At 43.0% G+C, this 16,331-nt stretch carries 16 protein-coding genes and 1 pseudogene; 7 read left to right on the forward strand and 10 right to left on the reverse strand.

Going from position 1 to position 16,331, the window contains the following annotated elements; all coding sequences use genetic code 11:
* Positions 1-78 precede the first annotated feature (78 nt).
* From HWQ42_RS22340 to zwf, 5 genes are all read right to left on the reverse strand, one after another.
* Entirely contained in the window at positions 79-366 is a 288-nt protein-coding gene (locus HWQ42_RS22340) for a microviridin/marinostatin family tricyclic proteinase inhibitor (protein WP_292816217.1), read from the reverse strand.
* 280 nt (positions 367-646) lie between these two features.
* Positions 647-1,861: a glutamine synthetase family protein gene (locus tag HWQ42_RS22345; RefSeq protein WP_292816219.1), complete on the reverse strand. Its 1,215-nt coding sequence runs from the start codon at positions 1,859-1,861 to the stop codon at positions 647-649.
* A 3-nt stretch (positions 1,862-1,864) separates the two neighbouring features.
* Complete coding sequence (locus HWQ42_RS22350; RefSeq protein ID WP_292816221.1) at positions 1,865-2,137, reverse strand: hypothetical protein; 273 nt, start codon at positions 2,135-2,137, stop codon at positions 1,865-1,867.
* 9 nt (positions 2,138-2,146) lie between these two features.
* Positions 2,147-2,278, reverse strand: coding sequence for a hypothetical protein (locus HWQ42_RS22355; RefSeq protein ID WP_292734827.1), 132 nt, complete (start codon positions 2,276-2,278; stop codon positions 2,147-2,149).
* Between the two features lie 95 nt (positions 2,279-2,373).
* Positions 2,374-3,753: a glucose-6-phosphate dehydrogenase gene (zwf, locus tag HWQ42_RS22360; RefSeq protein WP_292816222.1), complete on the reverse strand. Its 1,380-nt coding sequence runs from the start codon at positions 3,751-3,753 to the stop codon at positions 2,374-2,376.
* Between the two features lie 873 nt (positions 3,754-4,626).
* On the opposite strand from zwf, the gene HWQ42_RS22365 reads away from it, so the two are divergent.
* Positions 4,627-6,762 carry an AAA family ATPase gene (locus HWQ42_RS22365; RefSeq protein WP_292816224.1) on the forward strand — a complete coding sequence of 712 codons (2,136 nt, stop codon included), beginning with the start codon at positions 4,627-4,629 and terminating at the stop codon, positions 6,760-6,762.
* A gap of 293 nt (positions 6,763-7,055) precedes the next feature.
* On the opposite strand, the gene HWQ42_RS22370 is transcribed toward HWQ42_RS22365, so the two are convergent.
* Entirely contained in the window at positions 7,056-8,060 is a 1,005-nt protein-coding gene (locus HWQ42_RS22370) for a phosphonate dehydrogenase (RefSeq protein WP_292816226.1), read from the reverse strand.
* 10 nt (positions 8,061-8,070) lie between these two features.
* Positions 8,071-8,244: pseudogene (locus tag HWQ42_RS22375) on the reverse strand (phosphonate ABC transporter, permease protein PhnE); the annotation flags it as partial.
* 164 nt (positions 8,245-8,408) lie between these two features.
* Between HWQ42_RS22375 and cutA the strand changes: the two are divergent.
* The 4 genes from cutA (at position 8,409) to mtnB (ending at position 10,802) form a co-directional block, all read left to right on the forward strand.
* Positions 8,409-8,717, forward strand: coding sequence for a divalent-cation tolerance protein CutA (cutA, locus tag HWQ42_RS22380; protein ID WP_292816228.1), 309 nt, complete (start codon positions 8,409-8,411; stop codon positions 8,715-8,717).
* A 136-nt stretch (positions 8,718-8,853) separates the two neighbouring features.
* Positions 8,854-9,408 (forward strand): acireductone dioxygenase, encoded by a 555-nt coding sequence (locus tag HWQ42_RS22385; RefSeq protein ID WP_292816230.1) that lies wholly within the window; start codon positions 8,854-8,856, stop codon positions 9,406-9,408.
* 138 nt (positions 9,409-9,546) lie between these two features.
* Entirely contained in the window at positions 9,547-10,176 is a 630-nt protein-coding gene (locus tag HWQ42_RS22390; protein WP_292816232.1) for an HAD-IB family phosphatase, read from the forward strand.
* Entirely contained in the window at positions 10,167-10,802 is a 636-nt protein-coding gene (gene mtnB, locus HWQ42_RS22395; RefSeq protein WP_292816234.1) for a methylthioribulose 1-phosphate dehydratase, read from the forward strand. Before HWQ42_RS22390 ends, mtnB begins: the two co-directional genes overlap by 10 nt.
* 4 nt (positions 10,803-10,806) lie before the next feature.
* Here mtnB and HWQ42_RS22400 read toward each other — a convergent pair whose 3' ends face one another.
* Together HWQ42_RS22400 and HWQ42_RS22405 are read right to left on the reverse strand one after the other, a co-directional pair.
* Positions 10,807-12,012, reverse strand: coding sequence for a glutathione S-transferase family protein (locus HWQ42_RS22400; RefSeq protein ID WP_292816236.1), 1,206 nt, complete (start codon positions 12,010-12,012; stop codon positions 10,807-10,809).
* 373 nt (positions 12,013-12,385) lie between these two features.
* Complete coding sequence (locus tag HWQ42_RS22405; RefSeq protein ID WP_292737928.1) at positions 12,386-12,790, reverse strand: DUF4112 domain-containing protein; 405 nt, start codon at positions 12,788-12,790, stop codon at positions 12,386-12,388.
* Between the two features lie 728 nt (positions 12,791-13,518).
* Here HWQ42_RS22405 and HWQ42_RS22410 point away from each other — a divergent pair.
* A complete protein-coding gene (locus HWQ42_RS22410) occupies positions 13,519-14,022 on the forward strand; it encodes a hypothetical protein (protein ID WP_292816238.1) in 504 nt (167 codons plus the stop codon).
* 117 nt (positions 14,023-14,139) lie between these two features.
* Here HWQ42_RS22410 and HWQ42_RS22415 read toward each other — a convergent pair whose 3' ends face one another.
* A complete protein-coding gene (locus tag HWQ42_RS22415) occupies positions 14,140-14,307 on the reverse strand; it encodes a hypothetical protein (protein ID WP_292816240.1) in 168 nt (55 codons plus the stop codon).
* A gap of 286 nt (positions 14,308-14,593) precedes the next feature.
* Between HWQ42_RS22415 and HWQ42_RS22420 the strand changes: the two genes are divergently transcribed.
* Positions 14,594-16,297, forward strand: a complete 1,704-nt coding sequence (locus tag HWQ42_RS22420; RefSeq protein WP_292816241.1) for an ATP-binding protein — start codon at positions 14,594-14,596, stop codon at positions 16,295-16,297.
* Positions 16,298-16,331: the final 34 nt, after the last annotated feature.

Here is a 16,331-nt window from a genome sequence, read left to right on the forward strand (position 1 = left end):
GCACTAAATGTATTTTTCTTCTGACAATAATTTTAAAACCGCATCTCTGGTGTAGTCAAAAGTATGCAGCTATGAAGGTCAAGACGGCGAACTGTCATCACCATCTGAAGGATACTTCTGAGTAACAGCGTACTCATCACTATCAGAAGGGTACTTCTTGGTTACTGAAGTGGCATCTTCTTGATCGGATGGAAACTTCAGAGTTTGGGCAAGTTCATCCTTATTCTTATTTGTGGCATTATTGCATCCACCGATAATCGCTTTTGATTCTTCATCAGAAAGGTCTTCAAGGCTTTGCCCTTCCAAGAATCGAGCAAAGAATGGTACTGCTTGTGAATTCAACTCTTCTGGTTTGTTTTTAGACACAATCTTCCTCCTATAACAAGTGAATCTAAATTTATACTGTATCTGTATGATATGACATAATACTTACCAATATCTTTGCCAAAATAAGAGTTTATACATCAACTCACCCTCGAAAAGTGGCAAAGGTATTGACTTACCAAAACAAGTATTAATTCATCCTTTATAAATATTTACTTTTGTGCAATTATGCTTGTATAAAGTTAAAAATATAATAATTTTTCTTAAGCAAGTATGTACGGGGCGATCTTTAAAAGCGCGACATTTCCAAGAATTATTCACTTCAAAATAATTCAAAATATTCTCTTTGCTCCCAGTTAGTCACCTGTTTTAAATAGTCTTCTGGTAGCTGATCGGCGACGGACTGCAAAAAGCGATTGATTTCACTCTGTTTCATCTTTATGATGAAGTTGATGAACTGCTGCCCCATTTTTTGAGAAAAAAGTTCGCTTTGGCTCAAATATGAAATCGCCTCTGGCAAACTTTTGGGTAAGGTCGGGCTTTCTGTAGCGTAAGGTGACTCTGTTGGGGAGCCAGGATCAACTTTACGATCTACAGCATCTAATCCAGAAATCAATTGCGATGCCATATACAGATAAGGATTGGCTGCTGGTTCTCCAACTCGGTTTTCAATGTGGGTGGTGGGGTCATCATAACCGCCTTGTAATCTAATCATTGCCCCTCGGTTTTCCAATCCCCATCCGGCACGGTCAGGTGCTAGGGAATAAGACCTAAATCTTTTGTAGCCGTTAATTGTTGGGGTTGTGAACACAGTAGCGGCATTGGCGTGTTTCAGAAGACCACCAACGAAGTGTTTACCTAAATCTGACATTAGGGATTTGGAGTTTGCAGACATGAAAGCGTTCTCGCCTGTGCTTTGGTCTACAAGGGATTGGTGCAAATGCCAGCCATTGGAAGAAGAACCTTGCAATCCTGGACGACACATAAATGATGCGATGTAACCTTGTTGACGGCAGATTTGCTTGGTCGCCATTCGGAATATCATCATTGTATCCGCAGCTTGCAACGCCGGAATCGGGTCAAAGGTAAATTCAAATTGACCCGCACCTCCTTCGTTTTCTACACTCCTTAAAGGCAATCCCATTTCAACTAAGTTTTCTGCCAGAACGCGCAGCAAGTCGTGAATCTCTGGATTGTGGGATTCTAAAAGATATTGGAAGCTATGCTCTACAGCGCTAACTTTGGCAGGTTCACCAGGTTTTCCAGAAGTACCAACATTAGCGATCGCTAACATCGGATCTAACAACTTTGCCAGATACCACTCAACTTCTAAGCCGACAATATGCTCCAACCCTCTTTGATGTAACTCTACCAATGATTGGCGCAAAATACCGCGACTGGAAAAGGGCATTGCCTGACCATTTTGAAAGTACTCGTCACAGAGAATAAAGCCAGTACGTTTTGCCCAAGGCAGAATTTTGAAGGTAGCAGGGTCAGGAACAGCCACAAGATTTGGCGCACCTGTCATCAAAGGCATATCTCAACTACCGCCAGGAACAAACGGGTTAAATACTATTGCACCACCAGTATCAAACAGGAATGTCCCTGTGCTGATTTGCATACCGTTTTCTAAGGCACTGAAAAATGTCTGGGGTAAGAGCGATTTGCTGCGAACAATCCCATGCTGGTCTGACCAAGCGGTACGAATCAACAATAAATCCCGTTCTTTGACAACAGCCTCGATCTTTTCAGATGCTTCTTTTTGGATTTCTGTCCACAGGTGATGACGCTCAATAAATCCAGGTCTTTTCATTTGGATTGCCTAATCATGTTCAACTGCTTGTGCGGTTAGTTTGAAATTAGCTTTCATCAGGCGCTTCCATTCTTGGTGATAACCGCGAATTGCTAACTCATCTGTCACAGGTTGAATACAGGATTTATAAGTAAACGGCATCTCCTGCTAAATGCGCAAAAAATACTTTTTAAATGATTAAAATTATCGCATCTCGCCAAATTCCTTGATATTGCCCAGATTATGAGTAATATATACTACTCTCTAGACAAGGGATTATACCATTGATCCTTTGGCAAGAGCAGTCGATCTGACTCAGGTGGCCCCCATGTATTTGGCTCATACTCGTAAACGGGTGTGACGTTATCGAGAATTGGCTGGACAATCCGCCATTCCTCTTCTACAGTATCTTCCCGTACAAACAAGGTGGGATCGCCCCGCATGGCATCACCCAAAAGACGCTCATAGGGTTCCATCTCGTCTCCACCTCCGTAAAAGGCCAGGAGTTCAACCGCAGAGCCGATCATATCTTCTCCAGGGATTTTAGTGCGAGCGCCCAATCCCACAATTACCTCTGGATCTAGTAAAAAACGAACATAATTAGCGTTTTCTTGTCTTCCCTCCTGGAACACGTCTAAAGGTGGACACTTGAACTTGACCATCACCTCAGTAGTTTTAACAGGCAATTTTTTCCCAGCCCGGATGTAGATGGGAACTCCTGACCACCGCCACGTATTAATAAATAACCGCACGGCAACAAAAGTTTCTACTTGGGAGTCAGGCGCAACACCTTCTTCGTTGCGGTAATCAGAAAATTGACCGCGAATAATCTCATTGGGTTGCACTGAAGGTATAGCTTTGAGAATACGCTCTTTTTCATCCCGAATGGAATCGGTAGCAGTACTGGCGGGAGCATCCATGCACACTGAAGCCAATACTTGCAGCATATGGTTTTCCACTACATCTCGAATTGCACCAGTCTCCTCATAGAAGCGCCCCCTTCCTTGAATGCCAAAGTCCTCTGCCATCACAATCTGGATGCTTTCAACATAGTTGCGATTCCAGATGGCTTCGAGAAAAGAGTTGGCAAACCGAAAATAGAGTAAATTCAGCAGTGGTTCTTTGCCCAGGTAATGGTCGATGCGATAGATGGCAGATTCGGGAAAAACTGATGCCAGAATTTTATTTAACTCGCGTGCTGATTCCAAATCCCGTCCAAATGGTTTTTCAATTACCACCCGCGCATTTTTAGCACAGCCTGATTCGCCCAATCCTGATACTACTTGTGCAAACAGGCTGGGTGGAATTGCCAGATAGTACAGGGGATGAGTGGCATCACCAAGGGCTTGACGTAATTTTTCGTAAGTTTCTGGTTTGTTGTAGTCACCAGCAACGTACTGGAGTAGTCCAGAAAGTTTCTCAAATGCAGCTTGATCTATACCACCATGATGTTCTAGGCTATCGCGTGCCCTTTCTCTAAGTTGATCCGTCGTCCAAGGTCGTCCGGCAACCCCAATCACTGGGACATTAAGATTGCCCCGCCGTACCATTGCCTGAAGGCTGGGGAAGATTTTCTTGTAGGCCAAGTCACCTGTGGCCCCAAAAAATACTAGTGCGTCTGAATCAGGAGTTCCCATGACTAACCTCTTTAGGAATTAGCTTTTTTATGATGCCCGCCAAACTGATAGCGTATGGCTGACAAAAGTTTGTTGTCAAAGTCTGCTTCGCCGGGTCAAGCGAGCAAAGAGTGCTGCACTTAACACCAATTCATCAATTGCTGCGATCGCACTCCAGCGACCTTTGCTAGAATTCTCTTGCTTGTATTGAAGTCCGACTGGTGGATAAATTACAGAGGTTTAAGACCCTCACTACGAAAGTTGTGACTTTTGAATTCTGGCTTCTGGATTTTTTTCAATTGGTATCAGAATTATACTCAGGGATTTCCGAAAAATAAATCATACCAATTTGGGATTTTAGATGAAAAATCCTTGCAACTCTCAGATATGCATAGAATGTATACTCAAAAACCTGAAGAATAAATAACATTCCGGTGGGTAGAAGAGACAGCCAATAGAGTATGCGATATTACGATGAGGAATTTCTCATACCATTTCTTTGTGAGACTGCGCCAAACCCTTTTAACTTACTTTCTTCCTTTCTTTACTTTGTGTCCTTTGCGTCCTTCTCTGACGAGACGCTGCGCGAATGCGGTTCGTTTTCCTTTCTTGTACTTAAACATGGTTTAGCGCATCTTCATACAGAATTGGTATCAGAAAAGACAATTGATTTGATTTAGGCGATCAAAGAATTTCTTAGTGCCCACCAATGCTGCACTCCTTAGACGAAGAAATTCTAGAGCAAATGTTGTCAGAATTAATCAGATAGTAATTTATTTTTCTTAAAAATCAGAGTTGGCAGTAATTAAATAATGGATTTATTTGACCAGCATCTTGCAAAAATAACTGAAGAAGAAGCACCCCTAGCGGCTCGGATGCGTCCACGGACACTTGATGAATTTAGTTGGTCAAGATCATATTATCGGACAAGGAAGGCTACTGCGGCGTGCTATTAGCTTGGATCAACTGTCTTCATTAATCTTTTCTGGGCCACCAGGGACTGGCAAGACTACTTTAGCGCGGGTTATTGCCAACAGCACCCGCGCTCACTTCATCGCTATCAATGCCGTACTTTCGGGAGTTAAAGAAATTCGAGCGGCAATTGAAATAGCCCAACAACAGCGCAAGTTCCATAATCAACGAACTATTCTTTTTGTCGATGAAGTTCATCGCTTTAATAAGTCTCAGCAAGATGCTCTATTGCCTTGGGTAGAGAATGGTACAATCATTCTCATTGGTGCTACCACCGAAAATCCTTTTTTTGAAGTCAATAAAGCACTTGTCAGCCGTTCGCGGATTTTTCAACTTCAGCAATTAACTGATAAAGATTTATATAAAATTGTTGAGCAAACACTAGCTGATTCGGAACGCGGTTATGGCAAGTTAACAGTACAAATTGACGCAGATGCTTTAGATCATTTAGTTAATGTTGCTAACGGTGATGCTCGTTCATTATTGAATGCTTTGCAACTGGCTGTAGAGACTACACCACCCGATGCTACAGGTGTTATTCATATTCCCCTAACAGTAGCAGAAGAATCAATTCAGCAGCGTGCTGTTTTATACGATAAAGAAGGGGATGCCCATTTTGATACCATCAGTGCTTTTATCAAGAGCTTACGAGGTTCTGACCCAGATGCAGCACTCTACTGGTTGGCTAAAATGGTTTATGCAGGTGAAGACCCGCGTTTTATTTTCCGTAGGATGTTAATTTTGGCCAGCGAAGATGTCGGATTAGCCGATCCACAAGCGGTTGTGGTCACAAATGCCTGTGCCGAAGCATTCGATCGCGTGGGAATGCCGGAAGGACGTTATCATTTGGCACAGGCAGTACTTTATTTAGCGACTGCACCCAAATCCAACAGCCTTATGGGTTTTTTTGATGCTTTAGCAGCAGTAGAAATTGAAAATGTTGCAGAAGTTCCCACTCATCTTAAAGATGCCAATCGGGATAAAAAAGGTTTTGGGCATGGAGCGGGTTATCTCTATCCTCACGCTTATCGAGATCATTGGGTAGAACAGCAATATTTACCCACCAGCTTGCAAGGTCAATTGTTCTACCAACCATCAACCCAAGGTTATGAACACCAAATCGCTACACAAGTAGCACGTCGTCGGGAAGCTCAACTTGCTGCAATAGTAGAAGGTATTGGTGTTGCACCAATGGAAATCATGACTTATGGAACTGTTGACCGAGCAGATGAGCGTTGGTTGCAACGTACACTTTCTCAGGTAAGTACACAATTAGCATCTGTGCGCGATCGCATTTTCACTTTCGCTCAATTACAACGTCATCATTTAGTATTGGATTTAAATGCCGCCACTGGTTTACTTACTTGGGAAGCAATCCGACAAGTTCCTGAAGGCGGGGTTTATGCCTGTGTTCGCAATAGCTCTGATGCCAATGCTTTAATTGAACAAGCTGCGGCACTTCCTGAAACAATGCGACCAATAGTTTTTACTGCATCTGTTGCACAGATACCTGCTATGCTGGCATCTCTTGCACCAAATGTACAGTTTGACTCTATTATCGGGCGCAATATACTAGCCTCCCAAGCGGATAAGGGACTTGCTGCTCAAATTTTAGGTCAATTAATCCCGCACTCAGTCAAACTTATTTTAGCTGAGACAGTACCTCGTCATACCCAAAGGTTTTACCGCCTACTGCCCAGCCAAAATCTCGATGCCCAATTGTATGAGCGATTAGTTTTAGCAGAAGAAGCTATTTATACAGATGCCTCTGACCCCATGCTTAACTGGGACGCTGACGATTTGCGTCACGCTTTTGCTTCAAATGGACACTACGTACAAGTGGTTCTTGAACAGTATTTGACACTAATGCACATCTCTGACAATTTTATCAAGCGTTTATTTACTGCTAATCTTAATCGACCAAGTTATGGCGATCGCCTGGCTGCAAATTTGACCAGTGAGGAAATAGACATTATTAAAAGTTTATTTACTCGTTACTTACTCAACCAATCCGTTAATTGGTCAAGCACTGTGGCATTTTTAAATATTAGCAAATGAATATTTTCTGGCTATCAAATCACAGTTGTTGGTAGCCGCAAGTGATATCCTGTCCGGTTCAAGACTTATCATTAAGACGGCAGGGAAGCAGGGGGCAGGGGGCAGGGGGAAAGAGGGTTTCCTGGTTTTTGCACAGATGCGTGAATTATAACTAATTAGGCGGACATGATATGAATTGCTTCTCTTCTCTACGAGAGGCTACGCCCTAAGCGTAGCTATGCCGCAGGCTTTACGAGACGCTCCGAGAACATTCCATTCGCAATGACATTGTGTAATTAATTCTGTCTGACTACTTATTTATTATTTTCTATTGGACAATTGATTGCTCCTTGAGGAGAACGACCTTGTAAGGCTTGTAAAATATTTTGAGATGCTTCTATAGCAATGTCATATCGTAAATCATCCACCGCAGATCCTAAATGGGGAGTAAAAAAAGTTTGGTCTTGTTTCTCTAGCAGAGATGGAGGAATTTTCGATTGGCGATCGCTACGGGCCCAATCTTCTAGTTCAAATACATCAGCGGCATAACCCGCTAAATGCCCAGACGCTAAAGCATCGCTCACCGCTTGTTCATCAACTACTGAGCCACGACACGGATTGATTAAGAAACTCCCTGGTTTCATCCGTGCTAAAGATGTCTCATTTATCAAATGAAACGTTTCTGGTTGTAGAGGAACCATTAGCACAACAAAATCACTGGTTGCCAATAGCGTATCTAGAGAAACCCGTGACAAGCACCAAGCTGCAGCTTTTTCCTTGGGTAAAGGCATCGCATCGGTGTAAATCAAGTTCATTTCAAAACTAGAAAGCCGTTGAGCCAGAGCTTGCCCCAGGCTCCCCATACCAACAATTCCCAGTGTTCGGTTTGCTAATCCCATACCGTATAGATGCGGTCGCCAACCTGCAAACGTGCCTTGACGAATTAAGCGATCGCCTGGCAACATCTGGCGGGCTAACCCGATAATCAATCCAATGGTCAACTCAGCCGTTGGTACAGCCAATAAGCTAGGTACGATTGTGAACCAAATACCTTGACGAGTACAGGCATCAACATCAAAGTTATCGTAACCTTTCAATGCTCCGGCGATAATCTTCAATTTTGGACAAGCTTTCAGAAACGCCTTATCGATTTGATCTGGCATAAAAACCATCAAAGCTTCAGCGTCCTGCGCCAACTTGAGAATTTCTTGACGCGGTAAAGTCTCTCTAGTTGGATTTGCAACTACCTCACAATACTCACTTAAGTTTGTAATAATTTCAGGGTGAACCCAGTGGGTAATTACAACTTTAGGTTTCATCAGCAACCTCCTAACCTAAACGTTTTCTAAGATAACTACTAAAACTATCAACCAGAATGACCATAAGCAAAATAACTAGCAGCACTGCTGAAACTTCGCGGTCATTGATCGAGCGAAGTGCGCCAATTAGCTCAAATCCCATACCACCAGCCCCAACCGCTCCCATAATTGTGGAGGCACGAAATAGTCAATATACCGGCATAACGAGATAAAATAAGTTTACTTTTGTAGAGAAGTGGACATCTGTGGAAGCTCTGGATACTCATTTATCCCATTTGCAAGCAACAGTAGCCAAGCTAGAGGGATTAGGGCGTATTTTCTCACTCTAATTGTAAGTCGAAAAATTTTATGAAACTCTACTATGTAACTTTAAACAATACAGATGAAGCACGTCAAATTGGTCGAGCATTACTGGAATGTAAGTTAGCAGTTTGTGTCAATTGGTTCCCAATTACTTGTGCTTATAGTTGGCAAGGAGAAATTACTGAAGAACCAGAAGTTGTTTTAATGATCAAAACTCAAGATGGTTATGCTTTAGAAATCGAAAAACTTATTCAAGAGCATATTACTTATACTAATTTCATCGCCGAAATTTATCCGACAGCAGTTAATCAGGGTTTTGCCAATTGGTTGAATGCAGAAGTTTCACCGCGCTAACAATAGAAATTACCTAATACCATTTTTCCCTCTGCCGCTCGCTGCTCTCTGCCTACACAGCGATATGATATTTTTTTAGTTGGAAGTCCCTTATGCCTCAAAAGCTTTATTCTAACTATTTTACTGGAGGTCAACAATGGCAGTTCTCAAACTAGAAAATGGAACTCTCCACACCGATTTAATTCACATTGCTCAGGAATTAGCCCCCCTGAATATTCAAATTAATCGTCAGACGGTAGGAGATAACCCCAGACTCCAACATTTATTGGCACAGGATAGTCTCAACGAAGATGAAAAAGAACAAGTACTCAAAGCAATAGATAGTTACTTTGAGCAACTACAACAAACAGCCGGCTATAAATCTCGTGATTTGGTTGTCCTTCATCAAGGGATTCCTAACCTTGATGAGTCAATGGCAAAGTTTGACCAAATTCATACCCATGCAGATGATGAAGTCCGCTATATCATTGATGGAGAAGCGATTTTTGGCTTTGTACGTTCTGATGGTAGTCAAGTAGAACTGACAGTACAACCAGAAGAATATATCAACATTCCAGCCGGAACCGAACATTGGTTTTATCTCACCCCAGCAAAACGGGTGAAAGCAGTACGCTATTTCATCACCACAGAAGGTTGGATACCCCAATATACAGGCAGAGAAATTCGCACCCGCCAACCCCTGGTGAGTTGAGAAGGCAGAAGGCAGAAGGTAATCCCCATAAATTTAGGGGCTTTAAACCCATTCTTCAGAGGGCAAAAATATATTTTCTTCTTTCTGCCTTTCTTCGGTAAATTCTAAATTATCAAACATTACAAATTACCAATTAGTATGAAGCGGATTGTTTTTTGTGACTTTGATGGCACTATTACAGTTGATGAAACTTTTGTTGCGGTTCTGAGAAAGTTTGCACCAGTACTTTCTGAAAAACTCCTACCTGAAATGTATGCAAAAAGGCTGACATTGCGAGAGGGAGTCAAGGAAATTCTGCAATCAATTCCATCTGCAAGTTATCCAGAAATTCTGGAATTTACTAAACCTCAATTGATACGTCCTGGGTTTATAGAGTTGTTGGATTTTCTGGAGTGTCAGGGAGTTTCATTAATAGTAATTTCTGGGGGACTACGGGGAATGGTAGAGGTTGTTTTGGATAGGATAGTGCATAGAATAGAGAGAATTTATGCTGTAGATGTCGATATTAGCAGTGCTTATTTAAAAGTAAATTCTGAATACGAAGGAGATACAGAACTGATTGCTAAGGTGCAAGTTATGGATCAATACTTAGCCGATGAAAAGATCGCTATTGGTGACTCCATTACCGACTTAAATATGGGATTGCAAGCTTCTGTTGTCTTTGCACGCTCTCCTTTAGCAGAATATTTAGATGAACACCAAAAATCCTATATTCCCTGGAATGATTTTTTCCAAATCCGCGATTATTTAGCAAAATCATGGAGTTAAACCCAACATTACCAGATCCTCGTTTGCAACTAATTGCCACTGCTCGGTATTTTTACCAACAAGATTGGATGGTAGGAACTGCCGGCAACCTCTCGGCTAAATTAGCTGATGGCAGTTTTTGGATTACAGCTAGTGGTAAATCTAAGGGTGAGTTATTACTCAACGATTTTGTTCTGATTGCTCCAGATGGCAAAATAGAAGCATCAGCCACCCAGGTGATACCTTCAGCTGAAACAGCTATTCATCAACTAGTTTACCGCCTGTTTCCAGAATCACTTGCTTGTTATCATATACATTCTATTGAGAGCAATTTAGTTTCCCGTTTGGTTGAAGGTGATAGTTTACTTTTACCACCGCTAGAAATGCTCAAAGGTTTGGGAATTTGGCAAGAAAATCCCTGTTGTGTAATGCCAATTTTTGCTAATCATCTCCAAGTTGCCCACATTGCTGGTGATATTGAACAACGCTTTGCCATCACTCCACCGCAAATATCCGCATTACTAATTCGGGATCATGGTTTGACAGTTTGGGCTTGTTCTCTTGAAGCTGCTCGTAATTATATTGAGTTATTAGACTACATTTTTCGCTACATGGTTACTGCCATTCGCTTAGGCATAAATATCTGAAATCCTACTTCATGGCAAAGTTAGATGGGTCTTGATCTCGTCGATGCTTAGTGGGAATGGGGACTGGCTGCCCATCACCTGCAAGGGCTGCGGTTTTCTCCAGGGATTCCCTCAATCGCTTGGCTGCGTAGATAGACATATCTCGTGGTACATTAATGCGATCGCGCAAATATCGGAGAGCGACATCAGATCCCGATGGAGGTACACAGTCCTCGCCTGTCATCATGTGTGTTAAAGCACAACGTAGCGCTAGATCAAACAATTTATCATCTAAGGGGTTAACTCGGATAATATTGCTCCGGTGCTTGATAGTTCGTTTAAGAGCTTCCATCCGGGAGTTTTCGGGTTCTGGATAAGTAACATCTGGTAGCCCGAACCAGGGGCCGTTATCCACCCGCGCTTTATTGAGAAGCATCTGGGTTTCGCCGTTTTCCCAACAGCCCCCCATTTGGGGCGGCAAATCATGTGCGTGAGTGTGAAAGTCGCTCTGGGTACCGCAGTAGGTCGGTCGGCTTTCCATTGCCGCAAACCATGCGCTCAAACGAGGGTTTTCCTCCCGCAGTGAGTAGCCCTTGTAGTAGTAAAGGCTCGCATTCATCCGTTCGAGATATGGCGTAAAAATGACATCGACGATGCCGAAGCTATCTAGAAAGTAAGGGCTAGGGGTGCTACCCAGAGCCGACTCTACCCTAGCCACCACTCCGATAAATTGTTCTCGGTTGCGTTGTTCTTGTTGAGAGGAATCGGTTCTAGAGCATAGCCAAGCGCACCAAGCTCTAAATAAAAGTCGTTCTAATTGACGTAAAGGAAGAACCGTGCGGTCTTCCATCCCTTGGTTCAATGGAGCAAATACCTTTTCCAAAGCGATCAAAATGTCATCGCTTTCCTTAATAATCCGTCCATCTAGCTCGATCGCGGGGAGCATTCCTGATGGTACCTTACGTTTGTACCAACTTTCTTTCTCCCCATAGCAGAACATTGTCACTTTTTCGATGCGGTAGGGGATTTGTTTTTCCTCTAGCCATAACCAAACTTTTTGACAGTAAGGACACCAAGCGTGGTTATCGCGGTACAGCGTTACCCGCACATCAGATTCCGACTGACCAAACAAGCGCAACCTGGCTCTAGCATTGGTGAGACCATTAACGGTATCTATTTGATAGTCCGTGAGGGTTTCTAGTTCTTCCCAGCTTAAGGGTGCGGTAGTCATAGGGGGAGTTGCGTAGGGCAATACTTAGGGCAATTCTATACTCTACAATATTTTCAATTACACCAAGGCTTTATTTAACCATAGGTTCGCCCATCAATTCTTTCCATTTCTCTTTTAAGAAAAAGTTGAAGTGACGATACCACGCTCAAAGGTTTTGGCAATTTGGCATAAATTATCTCTGAATTGCCGTTTAAATGAGATATCAACAGAACAGACAAATCGCCAGTTGTTGACCCAACGCTGTAGACGAACTCAGCAGCCCCCCACAGCGCTCGGTCATCGCTTCTCTACAACTGGCTAGTAATATACTAGAAAATACATAGTAAATGTGCAATGGCGATACCTGCGGCCGTCAACTACGCTCTTTTTCTACTTAAATTTTGCTGAATTTTTGAGAGGAAAGTTCATCAGACACTTTTTTTAGTTCTGGTTCAACTACTGTCAAATGTTGCTCCAAAATTGCCAAATTCCGAATGTTGGACTTATAGAAAGCATCAAACAAATCACCCACTAAAGGCACAGTACCAACGACTGTTTCCAAACCTACATTAAAAATCATTTTGGCTAAGTCTTGACGCGGGATGCCAAACCGAGTAGCTAAAAATATAATGTAAGCTGAAAACGCTGTACTGATTAAATCACCAGCACCTGGAACTAGACCAATGATTGGGTCTATGCCAATGCGAAAACCTGTCAAAGGGATACGTATTGATGTATCCATCAGACGGCTGAGTTTGCGGATGCGATTTAGAGTAGCAAGGCGTTTGGCAGCGTCCATAATTGACCATATTTACACTACTTTTAAATTGCCCTATTTCTAGTTATTTGTCTTGTACCGTTAGAAATAACAAGTATGAATAAAAATTCTGAATACTGCCTAAAAAAGCAGATAGATGGATGATATAGTTTGTTGCGATCCTGCGATGGTAAACTACGCTCTATTATTTCTTATGACCAAAACCTTGTATCGTATAGTCGGGTGTGTCTTATTCCACTAGTTTTTTCTTTACTGAGCATGGGTGCAAGTACGGCAAAAGCGATCGCCCAAACTACGTTTCTATTCGATGTAGTATATGACTTCGGTATATATGTAATTGGGATTGGTTTGATGTTACGCAGACGCGGTTGGCTGTAAAATACTCCTCAATTTTGGGCACGATTTGCGATCGCGTCCAGAATTTGACCGAAAATGGCTCGAAGTACTAACGCTTATATTGGTAGATTTCTCATACCAGATAAGGAAATTGCCCAAAGAAATAAAAATATCAGTGGGAGTAGTAGACTTTAATAGCTTGAGAGTATTTTCTTCTGCCTCTTTCCTTATACTAGCTTTTGTTTTTTTGGTTTGAGAATTGCTGAATATGAGACAGACACTCTAGCCAGACTAATAAAATTGAGGATTGTGAAGAACATGGCGCAAAATCGCAGATTCCGGTGCAGTATATTGTGTAACAGGACGAAGCTGCACCCGGTAGGGGTGGCAAAGTACCATACAAGGAGTAATTAATGAATACACTGTCGTCATGCGATGTGCGCTGGGATGTTCTTAAGGTTTTATACTCGCGTCTGCAAAGGCTCACCCCAGGAACTAAAGAGGCAGAGATTACTGAACACGCACTCTCCCTAGCTTTAAACTCCAGACGCCAGTCAAAGGATGTTAAGTTCTTTCTCTACAAAGACGTTTTGAATAACGCAAAACATAGCATCCTGCGAACTCAGGCGCGACGTAGCGCTCTTTACCAGAAGCTAACTGCATACTCATTGTATGGAGTAGGTAATTACGAGACACCAGAAGCCATCTGTATTGCATACGAGCTTGAATTCAGTATACGGAAAGCTGTTAAGCAACTTGATCCAAAAATGCTTCGCTGCCTAGATGGGATGCTTGTTGATGAAAGTATTGCCGAAACTGCCGTAGCATGTGGTATTTCGCGCCGGAGCGTAGAGCGGGCACGGCACAAGATACGCGAGATTTCGCAGTCTATTCTTTTTGAGCAGAAGGCAGGATGATGGGGGCGCATGTCACGTTTTTAACAACAAGCTTCGGGCGGTTTGCGTTCCGGTTTCTTCCTAAAGTGGTGCGTGCCATGATTCCTACTGAGATGATTGGAGCCTATCTTCTCATCACTAATGGAACACCTGTTTACATCGGGCGTTCAGATCATTGCGTTCAAAGTCGGCTCTCAAAGCACCCTCTGCTAGGATGTGCGTCGCACTTTGTTTGGGAACCGTGTCGAAGTTCGCTTTGCGCGTTTTACCTTGAAGCTTTCTGGTTTCATCAGCTTCAGAATTCATTTGATCTGCTGAATACCATTCACCCTGCTCGACCATTAGGTTTCGACCATCCTTGCCCCTTCTGCAATACCAAAGACATTGATGCCTTGCGGTTTGCTCTGTATTAGAAAGGCCTTTTGGTACTAACTAGATGAAGAATTAATTGATGACGTTCAATACTCTGGCGCATAAACAATGCACCACAGACTAGGAATAAACAAAAGGGAAAATCTTCATGGTAATAACAAAAACGAATACTCCTGACATCAAACAGCGGATTCCAGTGGTTCTCAGCGGTCACGCACTTATGTCTCTCCGTGACTCTGGTTATAGTCTCGCAGCGGCATTAGGAGAAGTAATTGACAACAGTCTAGAAGCAAATGCAAATAATATCCTTTTACGCCTAGACGAGTCGCAGGATAAGTATGGCAAGAAGCACATCCACCGAATTGTTATTGTCGATGATGGACTCGGTATGGGTGTAAACATACTGCCGTACTACCTGCAAATTGGTTTTTCCACAAGGTATATGCACAAAGACACCATTGGGAAATATGGCGTTGGTGCAAAGCTAGCGGCACTCAATTATGGACGTCGAATTGATGTTTGGAGTCGTATACGAGATGATGAGCCTTGGCAGCATGTCTATTTCGATTTAGATAATGCCGTTGAACAAGAAGAAAAAGGCGAAGTTGTAGGCATTGAGATACCTGACTTAGAACCCTTTCCTGGTGATCTCGTATCGCTGCTACCTCAAGGGTCTGGGACAGTGGTGATTTGGTCGAAAGTTGATCGCCTTGAAGAGGGGCGGCGAGCGCCAGACGCTCAAGCACTGCGGGTAGAAGTTGAGAAGGAACTATCCCGGACGTTTCGTCATTTTCTTGATGGCGGGATTAAGATTTTTGTGAACGACACAAAGCTGCTCCCTCACGATCCTCTGTTCCTAATGGAAGGAACTTGGGCAGACAAGGTGCTTACAAAATACTACTCTCAAAACAGCAAAGCTAACGGGCAAGACAGTCAAGAGAATTCCCCGCAGAACCGCAAAACCCACTTTCCAGCACAGATTATCGCTAAGAAGGAGCGAATAGAAATCGCAGGCTCTATTGCTGAACTTACTGTGACGCTTTACCCCAAAGAAGTGGTACGGGAGCCACGAAAAGGCGGAGATGAACTTGCTAAAAAGCTTCGCATACCAGAAAACGAAGGTTGTATAAGCTTTGTGCGGCTTGATCGCGAGATTAACTACACAATTGTGCCCAAGATATTCCCACGAGCTATCCAGCCACAAGACCGCTTCATAGGTATTGAGGTGGCATTTACGCCTGAGCTTGACGAATATTTCGGTGTTCGCAACGTAAAGCGAGGCGTTGAACCTCATGATGAACTCAGGACTAAAATTCGTGATCTCTTAAAGAAACATATTGCTGAGGCAGGCGAGAAACTTAATGAATTATGGGGCAAAATAGCTACAGAGGAACAAACGCACCAGGGAGAACACACTCCTGTCGTTAAAGCTAGCAAGAACGCAAATCGCACGCTTCCAAAAAGTCGCGCTAAAGGGCCAGAAGATCAGACAGTACAGGAACGTATAAAACGTGACTTAGCTAAAGATGTAGTTGGAGATGACAAGAAGGCGCAGGAGCAATACCTTGATTCTATTAAGGATCTCCCCTTTGTAATCGAGTCGGTAGACTTCCCTGGCAATATGTTTATAGATATTCAGCATTTAAATGGTCAGATTGTCATCCGACTCAACACTCGGCATCTGTTCTATAGGGAAATGTGGGAACCTATTCGGTCTATTGCTCAACGCACACCAGGGGGAGTATCCGGTGATGAGGCGGTTCGAGCTGCAAAACGGACTATTGAGGCTCTGACCCTCTTGATAATCGCATATGGTAAGGCTGAGTCAATGGATGAAAATCCGCGCGAACGCTATGGAGACCTACGGATATACTGGGGTCAATTCTTAGAATCTTTGATGGGGAAGGTAAAAGACATCATTTAAACCGATTCCCCTACTCTTGAATATCGGATGTTGC

The organism is Nostoc sp. JL23 (assembly GCF_017115065.1).
Taxonomy (GTDB): Bacteria; Cyanobacteriota; Cyanobacteriia; order Cyanobacteriales; family Nostocaceae; genus Nostoc; species Nostoc punctiforme_A.

What these genes read in the sequence shown, in the direction of transcription:
- HWQ42_RS22345 (WP_292816219.1), bottom strand. Translation starts at nt 1,861, where the DNA reads ATGCCTTTGATGACAGGTGCGCCAAATCTTGTGGCTGTTCCTGACCCT.
- HWQ42_RS22350 (WP_292816221.1), bottom strand. Translation starts at nt 2,137, where the DNA reads ATGAAAAGACCTGGATTTATTGAGCGTCATCACCTGTGGACAGAAATC.
- HWQ42_RS22355 (WP_292734827.1), bottom strand. Translation starts at nt 2,278, where the DNA reads ATGCCGTTTACTTATAAATCCTGTATTCAACCTGTGACAGATGAGTTA.
- zwf (WP_292816222.1), bottom strand. Translation starts at nt 3,753, where the DNA reads ATGGGAACTCCTGATTCAGACGCACTAGTATTTTTTGGGGCCACAGGT.
- HWQ42_RS22365 (WP_292816224.1), top strand. Translation starts at nt 4,627, where the DNA reads ATGAATTTAGTTGGTCAAGATCATATTATCGGACAAGGAAGGCTACTG.
- HWQ42_RS22370 (WP_292816226.1), bottom strand. Translation starts at nt 8,060, where the DNA reads ATGAAACCTAAAGTTGTAATTACCCACTGGGTTCACCCTGAAATTATT.
- cutA (WP_292816228.1), top strand. Translation starts at nt 8,409, where the DNA reads ATGAAACTCTACTATGTAACTTTAAACAATACAGATGAAGCACGTCAA.
- HWQ42_RS22385 (WP_292816230.1), top strand. Translation starts at nt 8,854, where the DNA reads ATGGCAGTTCTCAAACTAGAAAATGGAACTCTCCACACCGATTTAATT.
- HWQ42_RS22390 (WP_292816232.1), top strand. Translation starts at nt 9,547, where the DNA reads ATGAAGCGGATTGTTTTTTGTGACTTTGATGGCACTATTACAGTTGAT.
- mtnB (WP_292816234.1), top strand. Translation starts at nt 10,167, where the DNA reads ATGGAGTTAAACCCAACATTACCAGATCCTCGTTTGCAACTAATTGCC.
- HWQ42_RS22400 (WP_292816236.1), bottom strand. Translation starts at nt 12,012, where the DNA reads ATGACTACCGCACCCTTAAGCTGGGAAGAACTAGAAACCCTCACGGAC.
- HWQ42_RS22405 (WP_292737928.1), bottom strand. Translation starts at nt 12,790, where the DNA reads ATGGACGCTGCCAAACGCCTTGCTACTCTAAATCGCATCCGCAAACTC.
- HWQ42_RS22410 (WP_292816238.1), top strand. Translation starts at nt 13,519, where the DNA reads ATGAATACACTGTCGTCATGCGATGTGCGCTGGGATGTTCTTAAGGTT.
- HWQ42_RS22415 (WP_292816240.1), bottom strand. Translation starts at nt 14,307, where the DNA reads ATGAATTCTGAAGCTGATGAAACCAGAAAGCTTCAAGGTAAAACGCGC.
- HWQ42_RS22420 (WP_292816241.1), top strand. Translation starts at nt 14,594, where the DNA reads ATGTCTCTCCGTGACTCTGGTTATAGTCTCGCAGCGGCATTAGGAGAA.